Below are 21,624 nucleotides of genomic sequence, written 5' to 3'. Positions count from 1 at the left end.
CTGCGGGCTTATGACTTCGTTTCCCAAGAATTACGGGCAGCAGAAGACCCAGAATTTGAAACATTCTATACCAAAAACATTTTGTTGAACGAGGGTATCCGCGCTTGGATGGCTCCTCAAGATCAACCCCACGAACAGTTCGTATTCCCAGAGGAGGTACTACCACGTGGTAACGCTCTCTAATAGATCAGTTATAGCCGGTGGCCGTGACCAAGAATCAAGCGGTTTTGCTTGGTGGTCTGGTAACGCTCGTTTAATCAACCTATCTGGTAAACTGCTGGGCGCTCACGTTGCTCACGCTGGTTTGATTGTATTCTGGGCTGGAGCAATGACATTATTTGAAGTTGCTCACTTTATCCCAGAAAAGCCCATGTATGAACAGGGCTTAATTCTTCTCCCTCACGTTGCCACATTAGGTTGGGGCGTTGGTGCTGGTGGTGAAGTTATCGACACTTTCCCCTACTTTGTTGTAGGTGTACTGCACCTAATTTCTTCCGCTGTTCTCGGTTTTGGCGGTATCTACCACGCTGTACGTGGTCCTGAAACCTTAGAAGAATATTCTTCTTTCTTTGGTTATGACTGGAAAGACAAGAACAAGATGACCAACATCATCGGCTTCCACCTGATCATCTTAGGATGCGGTGCGTTGCTGTTGGTACTGAAGGCTATGTTCTTCGGTGGTGTCTATGACACCTGGGCTCCCGGTGGTGGTGACGTGCGTGTAATCACTAACCCCACCCTCAACCCTGCTATCATCTTTGGTTATCTCATTAAAGCTCCCTTTGGTGGCGAAGGCTGGATTATCAGCGTTGATAACATGGAAGATGTTATCGGCGGTCACATCTGGATTGCTTTAATTTGTATTTCCGGTGGTATTTGGCACATCTTCACCAAGCCTTTTGCTTGGGCGCGTCGTGCTTTTATCTGGTCTGGTGAAGCTTACCTATCCTACAGCTTAGGTGCTTTGTCTATGATGGGCTTTATCGCTTCCGTCATGGTTTGGTATAACAACACCGTTTACCCCAGCGAATTCTTTGGTCCTACTGGCCCTGAAGCTTCTCAAGCACAAGCTTTAACCTTCTTGATTCGTGACCAACGCTTAGGTGCTAACGTTGGTTCTGCTCAAGGTCCTACTGGTCTTGGTAAATACTTGATGCGTTCTCCTACCGGTGAAATCATCTTCGGTGGTGAAACCATGCGTTTCTGGGATTTCCGTGGTCCTTGGTTAGAGCCTCTCCGTGGTCCTAACGGTCTTGACTTAGAAAAAATCAAGAATGATATTCAGCCTTGGCAAGCTCGTCGTGCTGCTGAATACATGACACACGCTCCTCTGGGTTCTTTGAACTCTGTAGGTGGTGTGGCTACTGAAATCAACTCCTTCAACTATGTATCTCCTCGTGCATGGTTGGCTACTTCTCACTTTGTCTTAGGTTTCTTCTTCCTTATCGGTCACTTGTGGCACGCAGGACGCGCTCGTGCTGCTGCTGGTGGTTTTGAGAGAGGTATTGACCGTGAGAACGAACCAGCGTACTACATGAAGGATCTTGACTAGGTTTTTCTAGTTTTCTTTCATCACTGACAATCAATTAATTTTCTTGCTCTTGCTGTCAAGCGAGAGCTTTTTTTTCGTCTGTTTGAAAATTATACACATTAAAATTTACATTAAATTTGTTACGTCTTTTATGCTGTGCTTGATATATAGTGTTCCGATTTGATTTATAAATTTTCCGTGGAGGCGGGGAATAGGGAATAGGGAATAGGGAATAGGGTTTGAGATGATTTGGGTGTACGGAGTTTTTTCAAAAATCAAATAGTAGTCCTATAGCTGTACACAATACGGTTAGGACATAAACTAAATCTCAAACTTAGACAATCAAAGGCTTTTAACATTGCTACATCAATAACACCAGAAACAAGTGAGACTCGTCCTCAACCTGGTACTTTTTCTTACGATGCTGTAGATTTACTTGCCAAAAGACCATTAGATTTAAACAAGTTCTGCAAAGATTACCCTTTAAATTCTCGCTGCGCTAATCGTCCTGATCCATCAACACAACCGTCACAAGAAGCTAAACCTACTGAGGAAACTAGTAAAACTCCTGCAAAAACCAGCGGTTGGGCAATCACCCCTGAAATTAGTACACTAGGTGTTGGTGCAACAGTCACCAAATCCATAACACCTAATATGAATGCTAAACTTGGAATTACTGGTTTAGGTATCAGCGCAGATATTGAAGAATCTGATATCAGTTATGATGCTAAACTTAACTTATTCAATGTTTCTACTTTAGTTGACTACCATCCTTGGCAAAAGTCCGGTTTTCGTTTAACTGGAGGGCTGGTGTTTCAAGACAATAATATCGAAGGAACTGGTAAAGCCACCAATGGTGGTACAACAATTAACATAAATGGAATAGACTATTCCATTAATCCTGGTGACACAGTGAAAGCCAAGATTTCCCTACCCAATAGCGTAGCACCATATCTAGGTATTGGTTGGGGTAATGCTGTGAAATCTGGTAACCGCTGGGGTTTCTCCGCTAATTTGGGTGTGATGTTTGCTGGCTCACCAAAAGTAGAGTTAACAGCACCTGATTATATTCCCGCAGGTGATGTAGAGCAAGTCCTAAGTTGACAATTTCATAGACAAAACTATACTTATATTGACAAAAATCAATATATTTTTAGGAAAAAATCAACTACTTGATATATAATACAGTGATATCAAGTATTGAATTGAGACTATTGCCGACGCGAAAACCAAGCAATGATGGTGGTAGTCTTTTTCAGAAACTTAATTGGAACACAATCGCGTCTGGCTAAGGCGTGAAAGTCTACTGAGGGATAACTGCTCCCATGCTCCCGTTGAAGTAGAAAGTAAAGTCTAGTTTTGTCTAGGTTTTATATAGCAGGCAGAAAGGAAACAATTGGAAGACGATTTGGACTGGTTGAATATTTACCCTGTTCTTTCTCTCGGAGTGTCTTACCAATTTTAGAGGTTGTTTGAAAACTTTTTCGTGTGGGATTTGACACCCACAGATCCCCCTAAATCCCCCTTAAAAAGGGGGACTTTGAGGAATTTAGCCCCCTTTCTGGGTGCATTAGTATTATTTCTTGGAACTACTACTTTGCAATCTCAAATCATTAACAGTATTTTAGAGTCCAAAAAACCTGAGAACATTAAAGATAAGACCCAAAGGACCTGCTACAGTACCTACTGTATCACCAGCCTTGGCAACACCAGAACGGTTGACTACCACAACATCATTATTACGAAGTATGGGATTGGTTTCCTCGTTAATGCCTTTGGAGAAATCTATTTTTACTACCCGTTTAGTAACAGTACCATTGGGATTGAGACGAATCAAATCTACAGCACCACTACTAGCCCTAGCATCATTAAAGCCACCAGCAGCCAGTAAAGCCTGATTTAAAGAGCTATTCGGCTGTAAATTTGTTAATCCAGGTTTTTTCACTTCTCCGACTACCCCTACTTGAATAGTTGCCGGTGATAAAGTAGTAGTAGCTAATTGTATTGCTTCCGCTGGGTTAATCTCAGTGGCTGTGGGAACAACAATTGTATCTCCATCTTGCAACACCACATCTTGATTTAGATCCCCAGTTTGCAATAATTCCCAGAGATTGAGATTTAATGTTTGTTCTGAGCCAATTCTAGTAGGACGGCGGATTTTAATACTCCGCACATCCGCTTGTGATGTAATTCCTCCAGCTAGTTGAATTGCTCGCATGACAGTTGGTAAGCCTGTTCCTGGCGCTCCACCATCATTTCCACCACCACCACCTGGTGTTACTAAATAAGAACCGGGACGGTACACTTGACCTGTAATAGCTACTGTGCGGGGTGCAGTTTGACTAGCCGCATAATTGGCTGCAAATAAATTCCGAGCTTCAGCAACGTTGAAATCTGTGGCGGTGGGTACAACTATGGTGTCTCCATCCCGTAAGGTGATATCTTGGGGTATTCTGCCTGTTTGGGTGATTTCTTTGAGGTTGAGAGCAATAACCTGTTCACCAGAACGTCCAATTTTACGGCGTAATTGTACTTTAGTCACATCTGCTGCTAATGTTACCCCTTGGGCTGTGCTAAGTGCTGCTAATATTGTGGGATATTGTAAACCGGGATTATCGCCGCCGCTGCCCTGTAAACTGAGAGTGTAAGCGCCTGGTCGTGTTACCTCTCCAGCTACAAAAATGTTAATGGGACGAGGTGATAATAAATTAACTGAAATTAGCGGACGTTTGAGAAAGCGAGCATATCTTCTAGATATTTCGTCTGCTGCCTGTTCCGTTGTTAATCCGAGAACGGATATACTACCAATTAGAGGTAGGTTAATTGAACCACCAGGGGGTACTTGATATTCACCCGTATATTCAGGTACTTCAAATATGTTGACACGAATGCGATCGCCTCCACCTAATAAGTAGTCTGTAGATATGTTGGAGGTTTGTGATGCTGTTCTTTGTTGCGCTAGGCTAACGGATGGTAAAGCAAGATTGACACTCGTTAACAAAACTACAGCTGTAGTTGAATGGGTTAAAAATTTCCACAAATGTATATTAAGCATATTTACTGGAGAATTTGAGACTACCATCTGTAAATTTCTAAACATTTTTAACGTTGACTATAGTTAATTATTCAAGTTCCCTATCATCCTTATTTTCCTAATTAACTATGGTTTTCAGGATATAATCTGAATCCTATATTCTGAATTTTTATTTAACTTAATTTAAATTAAAAATCGGACAGATCATCTAATTGTTAACGATTACAGCAAGTTTTTTCAAATTCGTCAATAGTGAAGAATCATATTTTATAGGGTTTAGGGAATAGAAGAAATTTTATTACAAGTTATTACCAGTAATTAGCCCTACATGATTTAAGTTACTTTTCAGTTATAAAAGCAAGTGTTTACACAATGTAGGGATAAGCATTTAGGAAACAGAAAAAGTTCCTGAATCTCGTACAGACGTTCCGTAGGAACGTCTGTACTGAATCCTGAATTATTACTGATTTTGTTTTTGGATCTGTTGGATAAAGAACTCTTCTAAAGATTGACGAGTTAAGTTCATAGTCATAATTTTACCACCCATTAATCGGAGACTGGCTAGAAAATCATAGTAATCTGCTTGTAAAATACCGTGCCAAGTACCATCAGGTTCAAATTGCAAATCAAGTATTCTTTTATTCAGAACTTCTGTATCGCCTCCTTGACCTTTAACATGATATGTATTCTCTGTACCTAAAAGTTCATTGAGAGAACCAGCACAAATTAATTCTCCTTTAGCCAGGATAGCAATGCGATCGCAAATTTGTTCTACTTCACTCAAAACATGACTGTTGAAAAATATTGTCTTTCCAGCTTTTTTGAGTGAGAGAATAATTTCTCGCATTTGGTAACGTCCCAAGGGATCAAGTCCAGACATAGGCTCATCTAAAAATACCAATTCTGGATCATTAATTAATGCCTGAGCCATACCAACTCGCTGAAGCATGCCTTTAGAATAACGTCGCATTAGCTTTTTACGAGCATCAGTTTGTGACAAACCGACTAATTTTAACAGTTCGGGAATGCGTTGACGTTGCACCTTTTGAGGTATTTGGAATAAACCAGCAGCTAATTCCAAAAATTCCCAGCCGGTGAGATAGTCGTATAAATAGGGATTTTCTGGTAAGTAACCAATACGCTGTTTCACCGAGCGATCGCCAAGTGGCTTACCTAATAATAATCCCCTGCCAGCAGAAGGGCGGATAATTCCCAATAAAAGTTTTAACAGAGTGGTTTTACCCGCACCATTAGGTCCCAATAATCCAAAGGTTTCCCCTGGGTAAACTTGTAAAGAACAACTTTTCAAAGATACGACTTTTTGATTCAGCCAAAAACCCGTGCGATAAACTTTTCGCAACTCAGAAGTCAGAACTACTGGAGGCTGATCTACAGGATTCAGTTGAGGAGCGGATGTGTCTGCAACAGAATTCATCGTGTTTCAATTACCAATTACCGACTGGGTGCGATTGATTACAAGTTAGAAATTAGCACGATAATAAACAAACTATATTGTTGTGTCAATTATCGCCTAGAGAATAGCTTTCTTACACTACCATCAGTAACTTATAGCACACCTTTTGAACTGGGAATAGTCTCAGCACGACGAGGATCAATTTCTACTGCCATCCGCATCGCTCTGGCAAAGGCTTTAAAAGTTGCTTCAATAATATGATGGGAATTAATACCATCAAGTTGGCGAATATGCAAGGTCATTTGACTATGATTCACCAACGCCACAAAAAATTCCCGCACCAGTTGGGTATCATAAGTTCCCACTCGTTGAGTAGGAATATTTAGACCATAACTGAGATGAGGTCTGCCAGAAAAGTCTAAAGCTACCTGAATCAAAGCTTCATCTAGGGGTGCAAGGAAATTACCAAAGCGGACAATGCCTTTTTTATTACCTAGTGCTTGATGTAAAGCTTGACCCAAAGTAATCCCCACATCTTCATTAGTGTGATGATCATCAATTTCCCAGTCACCTTTAGCTTGAATATCCAAATCAAATAAACCATGAGAGGCGATTTGATGGATCATGTGATCTAAAAAAGGAATGCCAGTATTAGCGTTACAGATGCCCGTACCATCAATGTTTATGGTTACTATTACATCCGTTTCCCCAGTAGTACGTTTAACTGTAGCAATGCGGTTAGTAGTCATTAGTCATTAGTCATTAGTTATTAGTTATTAGTCATTGGTCATTAGTTGTTTTTCCCAATCACCAATCACCAATCACCAGTCACCTATTACATTCCCATCATTTCATATCCTGCATCTACATACAGGATTTGCCCAGTGATGCCGCTGGATAAATTACTACATAAAAAAGCAGCGGTATTACCTACTTCTAATTGTGTAACGGTGCGACGCAGGGGTGCGATTGCCTCAACATGATGAATCATATCTAAAATGCCGCCTACTGCTGAAGATGCCAAAGTGCGGATAGGACCTGCGGAAATACCGTTAACACGAATGTTTTGGGGACCTAGTTCTGCTGCTAAGTAACGAACACTGGCTTCTAACCCAGCTTTGGCTACACCCATGATGTTATAGTTAGGGATAGCTCGCACAGCACCTAAATAGGAGAGAGTAACAATACTACCGCCTTCAGTCATCAAAGGTTTGGCAGCACCGCTTAACTGAATCAGTGAATAAGTGCTAACTTCCAAAGCTTTATTAAAACCGGAACGGGACGTTTTGCTAAAATCTCCGCTTAAATCTTCTTTGTTAGCAAAAGCGAGACAGTGAATGAGGATGTCTAATTTACCCCATTGATCACGGACAGTTTCAAAAGTGGCTTGAATTTGTTCCTCGTTTTCAACGTTACAGGGAAGGAATAAGCTAGGTTGGAGAGGTTCGACTAATTCTGAGACTTTTTTCTCGAATTTGCCTTTTTCATCTGGCAAATAGGTAATGCCCAGGTTAGCACCAGCTTGGTGTAGTTGTTGAGCAATACCCCAGGCAATGGAGCGATTATTGGCAATACCCGTGACTAAGGCGTTTTTACCGGACAGATTCAGCATAGAAATAGTCAATGTGATCAATCATTAGGAGTATAGATAACCATACTAGAATCTGACCCTATTTTTACTTAGTTAGGTAGGGGATTTTCAAAAATATCATTCGTTTGGGTATTGCAGTCCAGAAATTTATGATAAAGCAGATTGCAGATCAATGAGGTACAGGATCTAACGTGAAATATAGACAGAAAGAGAATTTTACTTCTGACTCAAGAGGGCAACCACAGGGTGTTGCCCCTACGAATGACTCCTGACTCCTGCTGTAATTGTTTAAGAACTTATAAAGATATTGCAAATTTTTCTGCAAAAAAACCTCTTTAGTTGAGTTTGAGAAACTACTGATCAACAATTCTTGGCTAAAAATAACAAAAATTGGGTATCATGATCAACAAATAAAGATAAAATGAGAGATTTGAGTATAGGAAAAAACAGAAAGGTTGACGGTGCTTTATTGAATTTTCAGGTGTATTCTTAGGTAATCAGTTTTTGTTTTTCCGGCATTGGGTAGGGGAAGGGAGATGATCGTGACACAAGATAAAGCCCTAGCAAATGTTTTTCGTCAGATGGCAACTGGAGCATTTCCGCCAGTTGTAGAGACGTTTGAACGCAACAAAACGATCTTTTTTCCCGGCGATCCCGCCGAACGAGTTTATTTTCTTCTCAAGGGTGCTGTGAAACTTTCCAGGGTATATGAAGCAGGAGAAGAAATAACGGTAGCACTGCTGCGGGAAAATAGTGTTTTTGGTGTGTTGTCATTGCTAACGGGTAATAAGTCAGATAGGTTCTATCATGCAGTTGCCTTTACGGCGGTAGAATTACTTTCTGCCCCAATTGAACAAGTAGAGCAAGCACTCAAGGAAAATCCAGAATTATCAATGTTAATGCTGCGGGGACTATCTTCGCGGATTCTGCAAACAGAGATGATGATTGAAACCCTTGCTCACCGAGATATGGGTTCTCGGTTGATCAGTTTTTTGTTAATTCTCTGTCGGGATTTTGGTGTACCCTGTGCAGATGGCATTACCATTGATTTGAAGCTATCCCATCAGGCGATCGCTGAAGCAATTGGTTCTACTCGCGTTACTGTCACCAGATTGCTTGGAGATTTACGCGAGAAAAAAATGATCTCCATCCACAAGAAAAAGATTACTGTGCATAAACCTGTCACATTAAGTAAGCAATTTACTTAAAATCTGTTGGGGGGAAAGTTGGTACAAGTTGTATTGAAGTTGTGTTTTGAAAAAAATACCCGCAATCGGAGGAAATTTAAAAATTGACTAAATTCTGCTTTTGCCAATCTTCTTTCCCCCACAGACAATGGTTGAAAGTAGTAGGCTGTATCTGGAAGCATTTCTGGCGGTAGTTGAAGATGGCCACCGGGTACATCCTGATAGCAGCAATTTTAATTCTGGGGGGCGTGATTGCCACTGTGGGCGATCGCATTGGCACTAAGGTGGGCAAGGCACGCCTCTCTTTATTTAATTTGCGTCCTAAAAATACAGCCGTATTAGTAACGATTTTTACGGGTGGTGTAATATCGGCATCGACTTTAGCAATTTTATTTGCTGCTGATGAAGGTTTGCGGAAAGGAGTGTTTGAGTTAGAGGATATTCAAAAAGACCTAAGAAACAAGCGAGAACAATTAAAAATTGCGGAAACCCAAAAAACTGAGGTAGAAAATCAGTTAATTCAAGCTAGGAAAGAACAAGCTCAAGCACAGCAAGATTTACAAAAAATTAATCAGTCTCTAAAAGCGGCAAATGCCAAACAACAGATCACCCAAGCTCAACTCAACCGCACTATTAGCCAACAAGCCAAAACTCAAGCGCAACTTCAAGGCACTCAAAGCCGACTGGGTGAAGTAGTGATTCAGTATAGACAAGCTATAAATGAACTAGACAACCTTTATCAACAGCGTCAAGCATTGCAGACAGCAGTGGAAGAGTTGAGGGCAGAACGTCAGCGACTGTATGCTGAAGCTAAAAAAGCCATTGATGAAGCTAAGACAGCTATCGAAAAACGGGATTTAGAACTTGCTAATCGGCAAGAAATGATTAAACAGCGAGATCAAAAAATCGCTAATTTAGATAAACTTATTCAAAATCGCAACTTAGAAATTAAAAAACGAGAACAAGTAATTGCTACTAGAGAAGCTCGGCTCAAAGAATTAGAAAATCAGCAACAATATTTAGAACAGGAAGTAGCAAGGCTAGAAAAATATTACCAGTCTTATCGTGACCTGCGTTTGGGTAAATTGGCCTTAGTTCGTGGTCAAGTTTTGGCTGCTGATGTAGTTCGTGTCGATAAACCTACTGCTGCTGGTGAAGTAGTAGTCCAAATTTTGCAAGAAGCTAACCGCAATGCCAACATCCAATTAAGTGAACCAGGAACAAATCCGGGAAATGCAGAATTATTGCGTGTTACCCAAGAGAGAGTTGAACAACTTATCAAACAAATTAAAGATGGTAGAGAATATGTAGTGCGAATTTTTTCGGCGGGTAATTATGTCAGAGGAGAAAAACAGATAGAATTTTTTGCTGATGCCATGCCAAATCAACTGGTATTCTCCGCAGGTGAGGTTCTAGCTACAACCTCTGCTGATATGAAAACTATGACATCATATCAATTAAGGCAACGTTTAGACTTGCTGATTTCTGCTTCTCAATTTCGCGCCCGCAATGCTGGTATTGTGGAAGCAGTACAGGTAGATGGAACTTTTTTGCGCTTTTTCTCCCAATTGCAACAATCTGAACAACCTTTAGAAATTAAATCTGTAGCTGCTGAGAATACCTATACAGCAGGACCATTGAGAATCAAACTTGTAGCACTTTTCAATGGACAAATTATTTTTAGCACATGATTGGGGACTGGTGATTGGGGACTGGTGACTGGGGACTGGTGACTGGTGACTGGTGACTGGTGACTGGTGACTGGTGACTGGTGACTGGGGACTGGTGACTGGGGACTGGGGACTGGTGACTGGGAATAATATCAACCATTCCCAATTCCCAATTCCCAATTCCCAATTCCCAATTCCCAATTCCCAATTCCCAATTCCCAATTCCCACTTCCCTATTCCCTGTTCCCTATGACTAACACACAACCTGCAATTTTAGGCTTTGATCCTGGTCGAGATAAATGTGGTGTAGCTGTGATGGGATTGGATCGGCAGTTGTATTTTCATCAAGTTGTACCTGCGGTTGAGGCGATCGCACAAATTTCTTCACTACGGCAAAAATACCCTGTTTCTTTAATTGTCATGGGGGATCAAACCACGGCGAAAAAGTGGAAACAGCAACTGAATCAGGAATTAATTCCCTCTGTAAATATTGTGTTAGTGGATGAGCGTTATACAACTCTGGAAGCACGCGATCGCTATTGGCAGATGTTCCCACCTACAGGACTCACCAAACTTTTACCAAAAGGTTTGCGACAGCCACCACGACCAATAGATGATATTGTAGCCATCCTGTTAATTGAACGCTACCTTAACCGCTTAACTTCCAGCAGTTCTACTGACAACTGACTCCTGACTCTTGACTCCTTCTATTTACAATTCTGCCCGAATAGTAAAAGCATAATCGCCTCCTGGTTCTAATTGGTAATCTTGTTTTTCCAAAAAGCGGCCGAGAGGTTCTTTAATTAAAGCGCGACCCTGGGAAGGTTTGACAGATAGTTCTCCCCGACGGAAATGCCATTGAAAATGCCATTCAAAATCGCCGGCGCTGACATCACCTTCAAGAAAGCCATGTTGCCAAGATTGACGGGTGATTCTGACATGGGCGGTAGTTTCTGGTAGACGTTTAGCACTCACTATGCTGGGTGTCCGATGAGGGATAAAAGCGAACCATGTAGGTTACTTAATTTTTATGTACCAAAAATCTCTGAAATTGACAAATTGGGAATTGGGAATGGGGAATTGGGAATTGGGAATTGGGAATTGGGAATGGGGAATTGGGAATTGGGAATGGGTAATGGGGAATTGGGAATTGGGAATTGGGTAATGGTTAATATTATTCCCAATCACCAGTCACCAGTCACCAGTCACCAGTCACCAGTCACCAGTCACCAGTCACCAGTCACCAATCACCAGTCACCAGTCACCAGTCACCAGTCACCAATCACCAGTCACCAATCACCAATCACCAATCACCAATCACCAATCACCAGTCACCAATCACCAATCACCAGTCACCAATCACCAATCACCAGTCACCAGTCACCAGTCACCTCCTGACTATTGCCAAAATAATTTTCTGTGCTATGATAATTTCAGGTTAAAAACCCAGAGTTTTGCGCTCTGCCTTTTTGAAACTAAGACCGTTTAGGCAACAAGGAGGTGATGCCCATGATAGATAGTAGTAAAAGCATGGGTCATCAGGTTGCAGTTAGCCGGCTGTGCGCCGGGGCTGTTCTCTAAAAGTTAGCCTTAGTTATCCTGAGATTTAGTTATCCTGAGATACTAAGTTAGCTCAAGTAGCTAGGCTAAAAGTCGGAGTTCCTTCCGGCAGTCTGGTTGCAACCTGAAGACCCGCTAGACCGCCCTGAGTTAGATCATCGGATTTAATTTAGGGCGGATAGTTTTTTAGGGGCTAGTAACGGTAAATTTTCTCTTCACGAACATATAGCAGTAGACAAGCTGGTTAGGACATTCTCAAAAGCTAAAAGCTAGTAATAATAAGGGTTTTACTTTTGCCTCTTGCCTCTTGCCTTCCGCTATATCTGTATTTTTTTACAAGCTACAGAATTCGCCATTAATTGTTGAAAATAATTTAACTGCGCTTCATGGAACATTCAGACTTGGCAGGACATCCTCACAATATAGAGAGGTTTTTGCTAATAGAGGAAATTGTCCAATGGCAACAGCAAAGAAATTTAATCTAACAGATGTGATTGTTTAAATCAGTTGCAAACACTTTTGGCAAAAGCTGCTGTTATGTTTTTGTCCTGTATATCTGTGGTGTGAGTTGAAAATAGTTAATTGCTTGGTTGTGATTGAGAATATGATACCAGCTTATTTGCGCGGTATTTAATTGATAAATTTTATCTTGATCATTAGGCTGAGATATTTTATAATATAAAACTATGATTTAGATGCTTTTACATAAGTTAATTTCATGATTTTTTAACGATTCGTTAATCATTTTTTAACTTTGTAAAAACTAAAATTGTAGTAGTGGCAGCTATGCCTCATCCACAGGTCGCAAAAAGATATCGCATTTCGGATAAGTAGGTACTACAAAAACAGTCATCTATAAACGGTGTGAGGAGTAAAAGTAAAGATGTCTAATCTCTTGTGGAAGTCTCTGGTGGTTAGCCCAGCAGTTTTAGGAGCAGCGTTATTAGTTTCAGGAACAGCTGTTGCCTCTGCAAATGCCACCACTGAAGTATCAACACTGGAAACTCAAGCCGCTACAGAAGTTTCCCAACAGCCTGAAGTTTTAGCTCCAGTCGCTTCAAAAACGCAGGTTTTGGCCCAGGTTCAGAACTACAGCAACGAAGGTCAAAATTTACAGTCGCAAGTTACATCAGTATCTCAGTTTTCTGATGTTCAGCCCACTGATTGGGCATTCCAAGCATTGCAGTCTTTGGTAGAAAGATATGGCTGTATTGCGGGTTATCCCAATGGTACATATCGCGGCAACCGGGCCTTAACTCGTTATGAATTTGCTGCTGGTTTAAATGCTTGTTTAGATCGTGTTAACGAATTGATCGCCACAGCAACAGCTGATTTGGTGACAAAACAGGATTTAGCGACTTTACAGCGTCTGCAAGAAGAATTTTCTGCGGAACTGGCAACTTTACGGGGTCGTGTAGATACTTTGGAAGCCCGTACTGCTGAGTTAGAAGCGAATCAATTCTCTACTACTACTAAATTACAAGGTGAAGCTATTTTTGCTGTCACTGATTCCTTCGGCGCTACTCCTCCTGGACAAACTGTTTTGCAGAACAGAGTTCGTTTGAACCTGCAAAGCAGCTTCACTGGTAGAGATATGTTGAATACCCGTTTGACTGCGGGTAATGCCCAAGGTTTTGGAACCACAGATGAAACTAACCAAACCTTTGAAGTTGGTAGCACTGGTAATAACAATGTTGAGATTGACAAACTGACTTATGAAGCTCCTATTGGTCCTGCACAGGTCTACATAGCAGCTACTGGTGGTCAGCATAGCCATTATGCAGCAGTTAACAACCCTTACTTCTTCGATAAAACAGATGGCGGTAATGGTGCTTTAAGTACCTTTAGTTCGGAAAATCCCATCTATAGAATTGGTGGTGGTTCAGGTATTGCTGTTAATGTACCCTTTGGACAAGGCGGCGGCATTCTCAAACCAAGTTCATTAACTTTAGGTTACTTGGCTTCTGGAAACACAACTTCTGGCGCTGAAAACCCTGCTAATGGTGCAGGTTTGTTTGATGGTAACTATGCGGCTTTAGGTCAGTTAAACTTCAATGTTGGTAATCGTCTTGCTTTAGCTGCTACCTATGTACATGGTTATCATGGTGCTGGTAGTACCTTGTTTGATGCAGGACGTGATGGAGGTGCTGTTGTCGGTACAACACTAGCTAATACTCTCCGTTCACCAAGCGGCTCTTCCAGTAACTCCTACGGTGTTTCCGCAGCGTTCAAACCCAGCCAAAGACTATCTATCAGTGGTTTCGTTTCTTACCACGATATTACAGGCTTTGCTGCAAATGATGATTTTGAAGCTTGGAGTTATGGAGTTGGGGTAGCGTTACCTGACTTTGGTAAGAGAGGGAACGTATTAGGTATTTTCGGTGGCGTTCAACCCTATACCTTTAATAATGCTGGTGGTCCTAACACTGGTGATATGCCTTACCAAGTTGAAGGTTTCTACAAGTATCGCGTTTCTGATAACATCTCTGTCACCCCTGGTGTAATTTGGTTGCCAGCTGTTGGACAAAACAGCAATAGCCAGGATGCCTTTATTGGAACTCTCAGAACAACGTTTACTTTCTAGATTAAGAAAGTTGGTAGTCTGCTAACAATCTTTTAATCTGTTTTGCCCGCCATGAGGCGGGTTTTTTGTTTTGGGCAGAAAAAACCTAGAAAACCGATTCATTAATCGTAAGGGCGTATAGCATTCGGACAGAATATGAACTGGCTTCAGCGATAGGTTATCACCTGAATGCTTCGCCCCTACAAGATAAAAACAGATTACCTAGCATTGCTGAATCGACGCTCTAGAGAAGAAGGTGAGAACATTAACCAAAACTAAAACTTAGACAATTAAAGGCTTTTAGCACTGTCACCTGCTATAGCTGATTGCTGATGGCTGATAGCTGAATACTCAAAAAAAGTACAAACCCCAGTGTAAAACCGGAGTATACTAGAAAAAGTTATGAATTATGAATAATTAATGATCCTTTATTCTTAACTGCTGCTTGTGGAACTATCCTGTAAATCTGAATACGCAATTCTGGCGTTATTAGAAATGGCAACTCATTACGAAAGCGGCGAACCGATGCAAATTCGACAAATTGCTGCCCAACAAGACATACCAGATCGCTATTTAGAACAGCTACTTGCTACTTTGAGGCGTGGGGGTATAGTTAAAAGTCAACGTGGTTCAAAAGGTGGCTATCTGTTAGCGCGAGAACCTTGGAAAATCAGCGTTTTTGATATTTTGGAATGTTTAGAAGGGTTGGATATCAAGACAGGGGAAGATGATAATAACCCCAAAAGTGTAGATAGTGCCATTGTAGAAGAAATTTGGCAAGAAGCGCGTCAGGCTGCAAATGCAGTCTTGGAAAAATATTCGCTTCAGGATCTTTGTGAACAGCGAGATTCACGGAGGCAATTAGATATCATGTACTACATCTAAAGGAATCAAAAGTTATTATGCGGGTTGCTCGAAATATTACAGAATTGGTTGGACGGACTCCCTTGGTGCAGTTAAACCGTATTCCCCAGGAAGAAGGTTGTGTAGCACAGATTTTGCTGAAACTGGAAAGTATGAACCCATCGGCATCGGTGAAAGACAGAATCGGTGTGAGTATGATTAATGATGCTGAACGGGAAGGTTTAATCACTCCTAGTAAGACAGTGTTGGTAGAACCGACATCGGGAAATACGGGTATTGCTTTGGCAATGACAGCGGCGGCTAAGGGGTATAAATTAATTTTGACTATGCCGGAAACCATGAGTGCTGAACGTCGGGCAATGTTGCGGGCGTATGGGGCAGAATTGGAATTAACACCGGGTATTGAGGGGATGAGTGGAGCGATTCGCAGAGCGCAGGAAATTGTGGAAACCACACCACACTCATATATGTTGCAACAGTTCCGCAATCCTGCTAATCCTAAAATACATAGAGAAACTACAGCTTTGGAAATCTGGGAAGATACCGATGGCCAGGTAGATATGATTGTGGCGGGTGTGGGTACTGGTGGTACTATTACTGGTGTGGCGGAAGTTTTGAAGGCAAAGAAACCTAGTTTTCAGGCGATCGCTGTTGAACCTGCTAATAGTCCTGTGTTATCTGGTGGTAAACCAGGACCCCATAAAATTCAGGGTATTGGGGCGGGTTTTGTTCCCCAAGTTTTGAATGTAAAATTGATTGATGAGATAATTTCTGTCACTGATGAAGAGGCGATCGCTTTCAGTCGCAGGTTAGCTAGGGAAGAAGGACTATTATCGGGAATTTCTAGTGGTGCTGCTTTATGTGCTGCTATTTGTGTCGCCCAACGTCCAGAAAATGCAGGACGTTTAATAGTCATGATTCAACCAAGTTTTGGTGAAAGATATTTGAGTACACCTTTGTTTCAGGATTTAGAAGCTAAGACGGTAAACTAAGAATTCAGGAGTCAGGAGTTGTAGGGGCGAAGCATTCGGACGACCAATTATCAATTTGTGTCCAAGGCTATTTTCCCAATGCTTCGCCCGTACAGGAGTCAGTGAACAGTGAACAGATTAATAATAAAATTTATTGATAACTAATTACTGATGACTGATAACTGATAACTGATAACTGATAATTAAATCATGGAAGATTCTAACCATTACAAAACCCTGAAAGTTAATGCTAATGCCAGCCAAGCGGAGATTAAACAAGCATATCGCCGCTTGGTGAAAATGTTTCATCCTGACAGTAATCAGGAAACAGCTAATCATGAGGAAATTATTAGAATTAATGCTGCTTATGAAGTTTTGAGTGATGTTCAAAGTCGTCTAAAATACGATGAACAAATTAGAAAAGATGCCCAAAAATCAAATATTCATCGTCAAGAAAGAACTGCATCTGCTCAAAAACAACATAAGGCTAAAAAACAATCTGGAAAAGATGCAGATGAAAAGGTTGAAGAGTGGTTGCGTGTAGTTTATCAACCGATCAACCGCGTGCTTTGTCGCATTCTTAATTCTTTAGAACAGCAAATTGAAGACTTAGCAGCAGATCCTTTTGATGATGAGTTAATAGATCAATTTCAAGAATATTTAGATAACTGTCGGGATGATTTTAAAAAGGCTCAAAATACCTTTCATTCTTTACCAAACCCTCCTAGTTTAGCGAGAGTAGCAGCACATCTTTATTATAGTTTAAATCAAGTGGGTGATGGTTTGGAAGAGTTGGGATATTTTCCTTTAAATTATGATGATCGTTATTTGCACACGGGTCAAGAAATGTTTAGAATAGCAACGCGGTTACATTGTGAAGCGCAAGAATCTGTGGGGTGAAAAATGGTAAGAAGTAAGGAGTCAGAAGGTTTGATGATTTTTCAGATTTTATGGTAATGGTAAATAGACTATCCGATCTTGATATTCACCATCTTCTGAAGCTAAAGCAACTAATATTAATTCTTCTATATTTTCACCAACACTTAAATTAGGATTGACAATAAAGATTCCTGGTATGTGACGATTCATGGCAATAAGCTGTTGTGCATTTAATTTGTATAAGTGGAACAGGCATCTTGCCTGTTAAACAAGAGTTCAGAATATTAGGATTATACAATTTAGCTGTGTAACAGCTTATGATCAGATAAATGCACTGGCATAGAAGTGCGGTTATTTGTCACCAATATAAAATTGTCTCTCTTTTCTAAGTTGTCTGAGTTTTTCTGATACTGGTGGGGGATTCAGTCTTTGTTGTTCTCTCATTTTATGACCATGTTCTATCCAGGTTTTCATATAATTGCTGACAATTTCTTTGTTTTGTAAATAGTACAGAATTGTTGCATATACCTCTTCTGTTCTTTCTACTTTAAGGGTAAGTAATACAGGTTCTGACATTAAAGATACTTCATTTCTAATCTTTGAGCCTTCTTTGTCTTTTTAATATCTTTATCCTTTCCCCAGTACCTACTCAAGAGTTACCAGTAAACAAACAACTTACCACCACAGCACAAATTGGTTTACACTGGATACAGTGAAAGATAAAGAAATATTAAATTTTTACCAGTGCAGTCATGGAATGTATCATAAATCGCCGCGCTCAGTTTTCAGCTACTCATCGGTATTGGTTGCCGGAATTGAGTGAAACCGAGAACCTAGAAAAGTTTGGTCCTTTCTCGAAATTCCCCGGTCAAGGTCATAACTATGTATTATTTATCTCCATGTCTGGTGAACTGGATGAGTATGGAATGGTGTTAAACCTGTCTGATGTAAAACACACCATCAAAAACGAAGCTACCGGTCAACTAGATTTTTCTTACCTGAATGATGTGTGGCCAGAATTTAAACAAACTCTCCCCACCACAGAAAATATTGCTAAAGTGATCTGGGAACGGTTAACACCGCATTTACCCATCGTTAAGGTGCAGTTGTTGGAACATCCGCAGATGTGGGCAGAATATCAAGGAGAAGGAAAAAAAGCCTCTTTAACCATCAGAAGTCATTTTAGCGCCGCCCATCGTTTAGCGCCTAACCTGAGTGCAGAAAAATATGGTAAATGTACCCGCACCCACGGACACAACTATCATTTAGAAGTGACTGTAGAAGGGGAAATGGACTCACGTACAGGAATGATTGTAGATGTTCGTGCTTTAAAGAAAGTAGTTGAAGATCATGTTTTAGAATTATTTGATCACTCCTGCATTAATGAAGATATTCCTTATTTTGCTGAATCACAAATAGTTCCCACCACAGAAAATATCTCTCGTTACATTAGTGATTTACTGCAATCTCCAATTCAAAAATTGGGAGTAAAATTATCCCAGGTGAAATTATTTGAAAGTGATCAACTGTGGGTAGAATACAAAGGTAATGGATCAGAAACATTTTTCAATGTAGCTACTGATTTTAGTGCAGCCCATAGATTAGCACATCCTGATTTGAGTTTAGAAAAAAATAAACAAATTTACGGTAAATGCGCTCGCATTAATGGACACGGACATAATTATCATTTAGAAGTCACCGTCAAAGGGGAAATTGATCCAGTTACAGGAATGGGAGTTGATTTAGGTGGTTTAAATCAAATCATTAAAAATTCTGTAATTGAACCAATGGATCATGGTTTCTTAAATAAAGACGTTTCCTTTTTTGCTCAAGTTGTACCCACTGCGGAAAACATCGCATTTTATATTAGTAATACATTGCGATCGCCTATTCAACAACTAGGAGCAGAACTTTACAAAATCAAACTCGTAGAAAGTCCTAATAACTCCTGTGAAATTTACGCTGCTGACTTAGATCAGACTTCTGTAAATGCAGCAGTCAAACAACTAGAATTAGCAGCAGTTTAAGTTAAGTAGGGGCGAAGCATTCGCAAAATAGCCTTGGACAAAAATTGATAATTAGTCACTCGAATGCTTCGCCCGTACAGGAGTCAGGAGTCAGAATATTTATACTGCATCCTGCTCCTGACTTCTCACTTTTCATCATTGAAAAAAATATCGACGACGGGCTAAATTGCGTAAATAAAGATAAATCAACCAAGCCACAAAACCCAAACAAAAATTAATAAAAATTTCCCTAAATATAAACAAGAAAATCTCAGTATCAAAAATTCTTATTATTGGCAAAGGACTAACTTTTCTCACCAAAATAAAAATGCCAAAAATAGCATTACCACCCAAAATCAACATCAGCAAAATTAAACTTCTTTGCCAAAAACGCTGCTTAGAAGTATTACCAGAAATTAAAGTAATAGGACGTTTACCTTGAGATTTTCGCCAAAATTGTTCTAGTCGCCAAAACAACCATAACAAAAAAGGAAATAAACAATAACCAAGAAAACTAATGGGAGGGGGATAAACCCAACTTCTAGATAAAATATTTACCAAAGCATGAAATAAAACCGAATTTAACCAAGCAGTAAAAATTGAACTTCTATCTTTATTTAAACGTCTGCTAGAAAAAATATATTTTCCTAACGCATACCCCCAAGGAGCAACAAACATAGAATGTACAGGAGTGCTAATAATTCGTTCTAAAATTGGTGCAGTACCATGAAACCAATAAACCCAATTTTCCTCAGCAGTAAACCCCAAAGCAGCAGCTATCGTAAACAGAAAAACCGTACTAGTGCGTAACCTATAACTGCGTTGAAAATAACAGATAGGAATAATAACAGCAGCAAACTTACAACCTTCTTCAACTGGACCAATAACCACCAACTGCCGCAGGGCAAAACCAACAAAATAACGTTGTATTTTTGCCCAGTTCATAACAGAATTAGCAGCAATTTCTATAGCCCATTCTAACCCCAAAGCCACAAAACCAGAAATTGCACCAACTACAAAAAAACATAGTATTTGTAGGGGAAAAGGAGGCGCTGAAATTCGGCGATAGTAAAACCACAAAAACAGCAGCGGTGGAATTATTGCCCAGAGTACAAGAGATAAATTATGCACACATTATCAATTGATAATTGATAATTGACAATTGTTTCATTAAAGGTTAAAACCTCTCCTTTCTATGAGAAAACAGAAAAAATTTCCTATTTCCTAATGCTCTCATTTCCAGGGAAGGGGAGGTAATTGTCAATTGTCAATTGTTAATTTTCCATTGTTGAATTACTGACTTGAGCAATAATAGTCCGATGACGAGGACTGTTATTAGTAATAGTTGAATTTTGAAAACCAGCCTCAACTAAAGCTTGCTCAATATCTAAAGTGAAATATTCATCTAAATAAGGTTCTGTACTTTTGAGCAAAGTGAAAACATAAGTAGGCATTTTTTTGTAAATTTCTGATTTGGGATTCATATCCATAATTGTTAAATGCCCACCTGGACGCAAAACCCGTCTTGCTTCTGCAAAAATCTTTCTAGTTGCTGACTGGGGCAATTCATGACACATTAAAAAAATCGAAACTAAATCAACAGAATTATCTGCTAATCCTGTAGATTCAGCTTGAGCATGAACCCAGTTAATATTACTTTGACGTTGTTGAGAACGATAGTTAGCAACAGCTAAAAAATAGGGAGATAAATCTAAACCTGTGATTTTGGCTTGGGGGTAAAGTTCTTGTAGAGCAAAGGTACTTAATCCCACAGCACAACCCAAGTCTAAAATATCTTGTGGTGGATGGGGAAGTTGAGCTTTGAGAATATTGTGATAACTTTGACGCAGTTGAGTATCACCTTCAGCACCTGCATCTTTCCAAATGCTGGCATGAACAGTACGAGCAGCCACTTCCAACTCAAAAGCAGCCTTCCAGCTAAGATCCCCTCCATCATAAGCGTGAAATGGACGTAAGTAATATTCTGGATAGGTAGTTTGAGGATTTTGGACTTGAGCTAAATCATTTGCCCAATCTCGTGCTGCTTGTAGTTTTTCAACTTCTTGATTCCAAGGTACACCTATTTTCTCAGCCCGTTTAATCATCATTTGTCTGGCTTGGTGTTTAGCTAGGTTAAATAAAGGCTTAACTGAAAGAATGCCATTGACTAAGCGGGAAGGTAAGTCAGGAGAGGTTTTAATAGCAGTAGTCATACATTTTTGTAGTTGGGAACAGCTTTATTTTACAGCAGGTGACTGGTGACTGGTGACTGGGGACTGGTGACAGTGTAAGAGGGAATAGGGAATAGGGAATAGGGAATAGGGAAGAAATTTATTCTTATTATCCTGACTCCT

At 40.3% G+C, this 21,624-nt stretch carries 22 protein-coding genes and 2 pseudogenes; 13 read left to right on the top strand and 11 right to left on the bottom strand.

Going from position 1 to position 21,624, the window contains the following annotated elements; genetic code table 11:
• Together H6F47_RS15760 and psbC are read left to right on the top strand one after the other, a co-directional pair.
• Window positions 1–183 (top strand): annotated as a pseudogene (locus tag H6F47_RS15760) (photosystem II D2 protein (photosystem q(a) protein)); the annotation flags it as partial.
• On the top strand, window positions 167–1,552 hold the full coding sequence (gene psbC, locus H6F47_RS15755) for a photosystem II reaction center protein CP43 (protein ID WP_096566293.1): 1,386 nt from the start codon (window positions 167–169) through the stop codon (window positions 1,550–1,552). The pseudogene H6F47_RS15760 and the gene psbC, both read left to right, overlap by 17 nt.
• A gap of 455 nt (window positions 1,553–2,007) precedes the next feature.
• On the opposite strand, the gene H6F47_RS15750 is transcribed toward psbC, so the two are convergent.
• Window positions 2,008–2,175 carry a hypothetical protein gene (locus H6F47_RS15750; protein ID WP_190649934.1) on the bottom strand — a complete coding sequence of 56 codons (168 nt, stop codon included), beginning with the start codon at window positions 2,173–2,175 and terminating at the stop codon, window positions 2,008–2,010.
• Window positions 2,176–2,185: 10 nt separating this feature from the next.
• Between H6F47_RS15750 and H6F47_RS15745 the strand changes: the two genes are divergently transcribed.
• A complete protein-coding gene (locus H6F47_RS15745) occupies window positions 2,186–2,635 on the top strand; it encodes a hypothetical protein (RefSeq protein ID WP_190346927.1) in 450 nt (149 codons plus the stop codon).
• Between the two features lie 520 nt (window positions 2,636–3,155).
• On the opposite strand, the gene H6F47_RS15740 is transcribed toward H6F47_RS15745, so the two are convergent.
• From H6F47_RS15740 to fabI, 4 genes are all read right to left on the bottom strand, one after another.
• Complete coding sequence (locus H6F47_RS15740) at window positions 3,156–4,586, bottom strand: polysaccharide biosynthesis/export family protein (RefSeq protein WP_190649932.1); 1,431 nt, start codon at window positions 4,584–4,586, stop codon at window positions 3,156–3,158.
• Window positions 4,587–5,025: 439 nt separating this feature from the next.
• Window positions 5,026–6,000 (bottom strand): ABC transporter ATP-binding protein, encoded by a 975-nt coding sequence (locus H6F47_RS15735; protein ID WP_137668132.1) that lies wholly within the window; start codon window positions 5,998–6,000, stop codon window positions 5,026–5,028.
• 131 nt (window positions 6,001–6,131) lie between these two features.
• The gene (gene hisB, locus H6F47_RS15730) at window positions 6,132–6,728 is read right to left on the bottom strand and encodes an imidazoleglycerol-phosphate dehydratase HisB (RefSeq protein WP_187041235.1); all 597 of its coding nucleotides are present in this window, start codon (window positions 6,726–6,728) and stop codon (window positions 6,132–6,134) included.
• A gap of 86 nt (window positions 6,729–6,814) precedes the next feature.
• Window positions 6,815–7,591: an enoyl-ACP reductase FabI gene (gene fabI / locus H6F47_RS15725; RefSeq protein WP_190649930.1), complete on the bottom strand. Its 777-nt coding sequence runs from the start codon at window positions 7,589–7,591 to the stop codon at window positions 6,815–6,817.
• 515 nt (window positions 7,592–8,106) lie between these two features.
• Between fabI and ntcA the strand changes: the two genes are divergently transcribed.
• Window positions 8,107–8,778: a global nitrogen regulator NtcA gene (ntcA, locus tag H6F47_RS15720; RefSeq protein ID WP_096566305.1), complete on the top strand. Its 672-nt coding sequence runs from the start codon at window positions 8,107–8,109 to the stop codon at window positions 8,776–8,778.
• 179 nt (window positions 8,779–8,957) lie between these two features.
• A complete protein-coding gene (locus H6F47_RS15715) occupies window positions 8,958–10,448 on the top strand; it encodes a DUF3084 domain-containing protein (protein WP_096566307.1) in 1,491 nt (496 codons plus the stop codon).
• On the opposite strand, the gene H6F47_RS15710 is transcribed toward H6F47_RS15715, so the two are convergent.
• Window positions 10,347–10,607, bottom strand: a complete 261-nt coding sequence (locus tag H6F47_RS15710; RefSeq protein ID WP_190649939.1) for a hypothetical protein — start codon at window positions 10,605–10,607, stop codon at window positions 10,347–10,349. The two genes, H6F47_RS15715 and H6F47_RS15710, sit on opposite strands and share 102 nt — an antisense overlap.
• A gap of 69 nt (window positions 10,608–10,676) precedes the next feature.
• On the opposite strand from H6F47_RS15710, the gene H6F47_RS15705 reads away from it, so the two are divergent.
• Window positions 10,677–11,114 (top strand): pre-16S rRNA-processing nuclease YqgF, encoded by a 438-nt coding sequence (locus tag H6F47_RS15705; RefSeq protein WP_187041239.1) that lies wholly within the window; start codon window positions 10,677–10,679, stop codon window positions 11,112–11,114.
• A gap of 24 nt (window positions 11,115–11,138) precedes the next feature.
• Here H6F47_RS15705 and H6F47_RS15700 read toward each other — a convergent pair whose 3' ends face one another.
• On the bottom strand, window positions 11,139–11,402 hold the full coding sequence (locus tag H6F47_RS15700; protein ID WP_096566311.1) for a DUF3146 family protein: 264 nt from the start codon (window positions 11,400–11,402) through the stop codon (window positions 11,139–11,141).
• Window positions 11,403–11,507: 105 nt separating this feature from the next.
• Between H6F47_RS15700 and H6F47_RS15695 the strand changes: the two genes are divergently transcribed.
• The 5 genes from H6F47_RS15695 (at window position 11,508) to H6F47_RS15675 (ending at window position 17,285) form a co-directional block, all read left to right on the top strand.
• Window positions 11,508–11,825: a hypothetical protein gene (locus H6F47_RS15695; RefSeq protein ID WP_190649928.1), complete on the top strand. Its 318-nt coding sequence runs from the start codon at window positions 11,508–11,510 to the stop codon at window positions 11,823–11,825.
• A gap of 1,045 nt (window positions 11,826–12,870) precedes the next feature.
• A complete protein-coding gene (locus H6F47_RS15690) occupies window positions 12,871–14,571 on the top strand; it encodes an iron uptake porin (RefSeq protein WP_190649926.1) in 1,701 nt (566 codons plus the stop codon).
• A gap of 426 nt (window positions 14,572–14,997) precedes the next feature.
• Entirely contained in the window at window positions 14,998–15,435 is a 438-nt protein-coding gene (locus tag H6F47_RS15685) for an Rrf2 family transcriptional regulator (protein WP_137668639.1), read from the top strand.
• A 17-nt stretch (window positions 15,436–15,452) separates the two neighbouring features.
• Window positions 15,453–16,406: a cysteine synthase A gene (gene cysK, locus H6F47_RS15680; RefSeq protein ID WP_096567738.1), complete on the top strand. Its 954-nt coding sequence runs from the start codon at window positions 15,453–15,455 to the stop codon at window positions 16,404–16,406.
• Between the two features lie 189 nt (window positions 16,407–16,595).
• The gene (locus H6F47_RS15675; protein ID WP_096567736.1) at window positions 16,596–17,285 is read left to right on the top strand and encodes a DnaJ domain-containing protein; all 690 of its coding nucleotides are present in this window, start codon (window positions 16,596–16,598) and stop codon (window positions 17,283–17,285) included.
• Window positions 17,286–17,333: 48 nt separating this feature from the next.
• Here the strand turns inward: H6F47_RS15675 and H6F47_RS15670 are convergent, their stop codons facing one another.
• Together H6F47_RS15670 and H6F47_RS15665 are read right to left on the bottom strand one after the other, a co-directional pair.
• Complete coding sequence (locus H6F47_RS15670; protein ID WP_162501924.1) at window positions 17,334–17,474, bottom strand: hypothetical protein; 141 nt, start codon at window positions 17,472–17,474, stop codon at window positions 17,334–17,336.
• A 141-nt stretch (window positions 17,475–17,615) separates the two neighbouring features.
• Window positions 17,616–17,840: a hypothetical protein gene (locus H6F47_RS15665; RefSeq protein ID WP_190649924.1), complete on the bottom strand. Its 225-nt coding sequence runs from the start codon at window positions 17,838–17,840 to the stop codon at window positions 17,616–17,618.
• Between the two features lie 176 nt (window positions 17,841–18,016).
• Here H6F47_RS15665 and H6F47_RS28900 point away from each other — a divergent pair.
• Together H6F47_RS28900 and H6F47_RS15660 are read left to right on the top strand one after the other, a co-directional pair.
• A pseudogene (locus tag H6F47_RS28900) lies at window positions 18,017–18,400 on the top strand (6-carboxytetrahydropterin synthase); the annotation flags it as partial.
• Window positions 18,389–19,291 carry a 6-carboxytetrahydropterin synthase gene (locus tag H6F47_RS15660; protein WP_307722534.1) on the top strand — a complete coding sequence of 301 codons (903 nt, stop codon included), beginning with the start codon at window positions 18,389–18,391 and terminating at the stop codon, window positions 19,289–19,291. The pseudogene H6F47_RS28900 and the gene H6F47_RS15660, both read left to right, overlap by 12 nt.
• Before the next feature lie 135 nt (window positions 19,292–19,426).
• On the opposite strand, the gene H6F47_RS15655 is transcribed toward H6F47_RS15660, so the two are convergent.
• Window positions 19,427–20,401, bottom strand: a complete 975-nt coding sequence (locus H6F47_RS15655) for a PrsW family glutamic-type intramembrane protease (protein WP_096567728.1) — start codon at window positions 20,399–20,401, stop codon at window positions 19,427–19,429.
• Between the two features lie 143 nt (window positions 20,402–20,544).
• Window positions 20,545–21,483: a class I SAM-dependent methyltransferase gene (locus H6F47_RS15650; protein ID WP_096567726.1), complete on the bottom strand. Its 939-nt coding sequence runs from the start codon at window positions 21,481–21,483 to the stop codon at window positions 20,545–20,547.
• Between the last annotated feature and the right edge of the window lie 141 nt (window positions 21,484–21,624).

This window comes from Sphaerospermopsis sp. FACHB-1094 (assembly GCF_014696195.1).
Taxonomy (GTDB): domain Bacteria; phylum Cyanobacteriota; class Cyanobacteriia; order Cyanobacteriales; family Nostocaceae; genus Sphaerospermopsis; species Sphaerospermopsis kisseleviana.
This window is presented reverse-complemented; position numbering and strand designations above follow the sequence as displayed.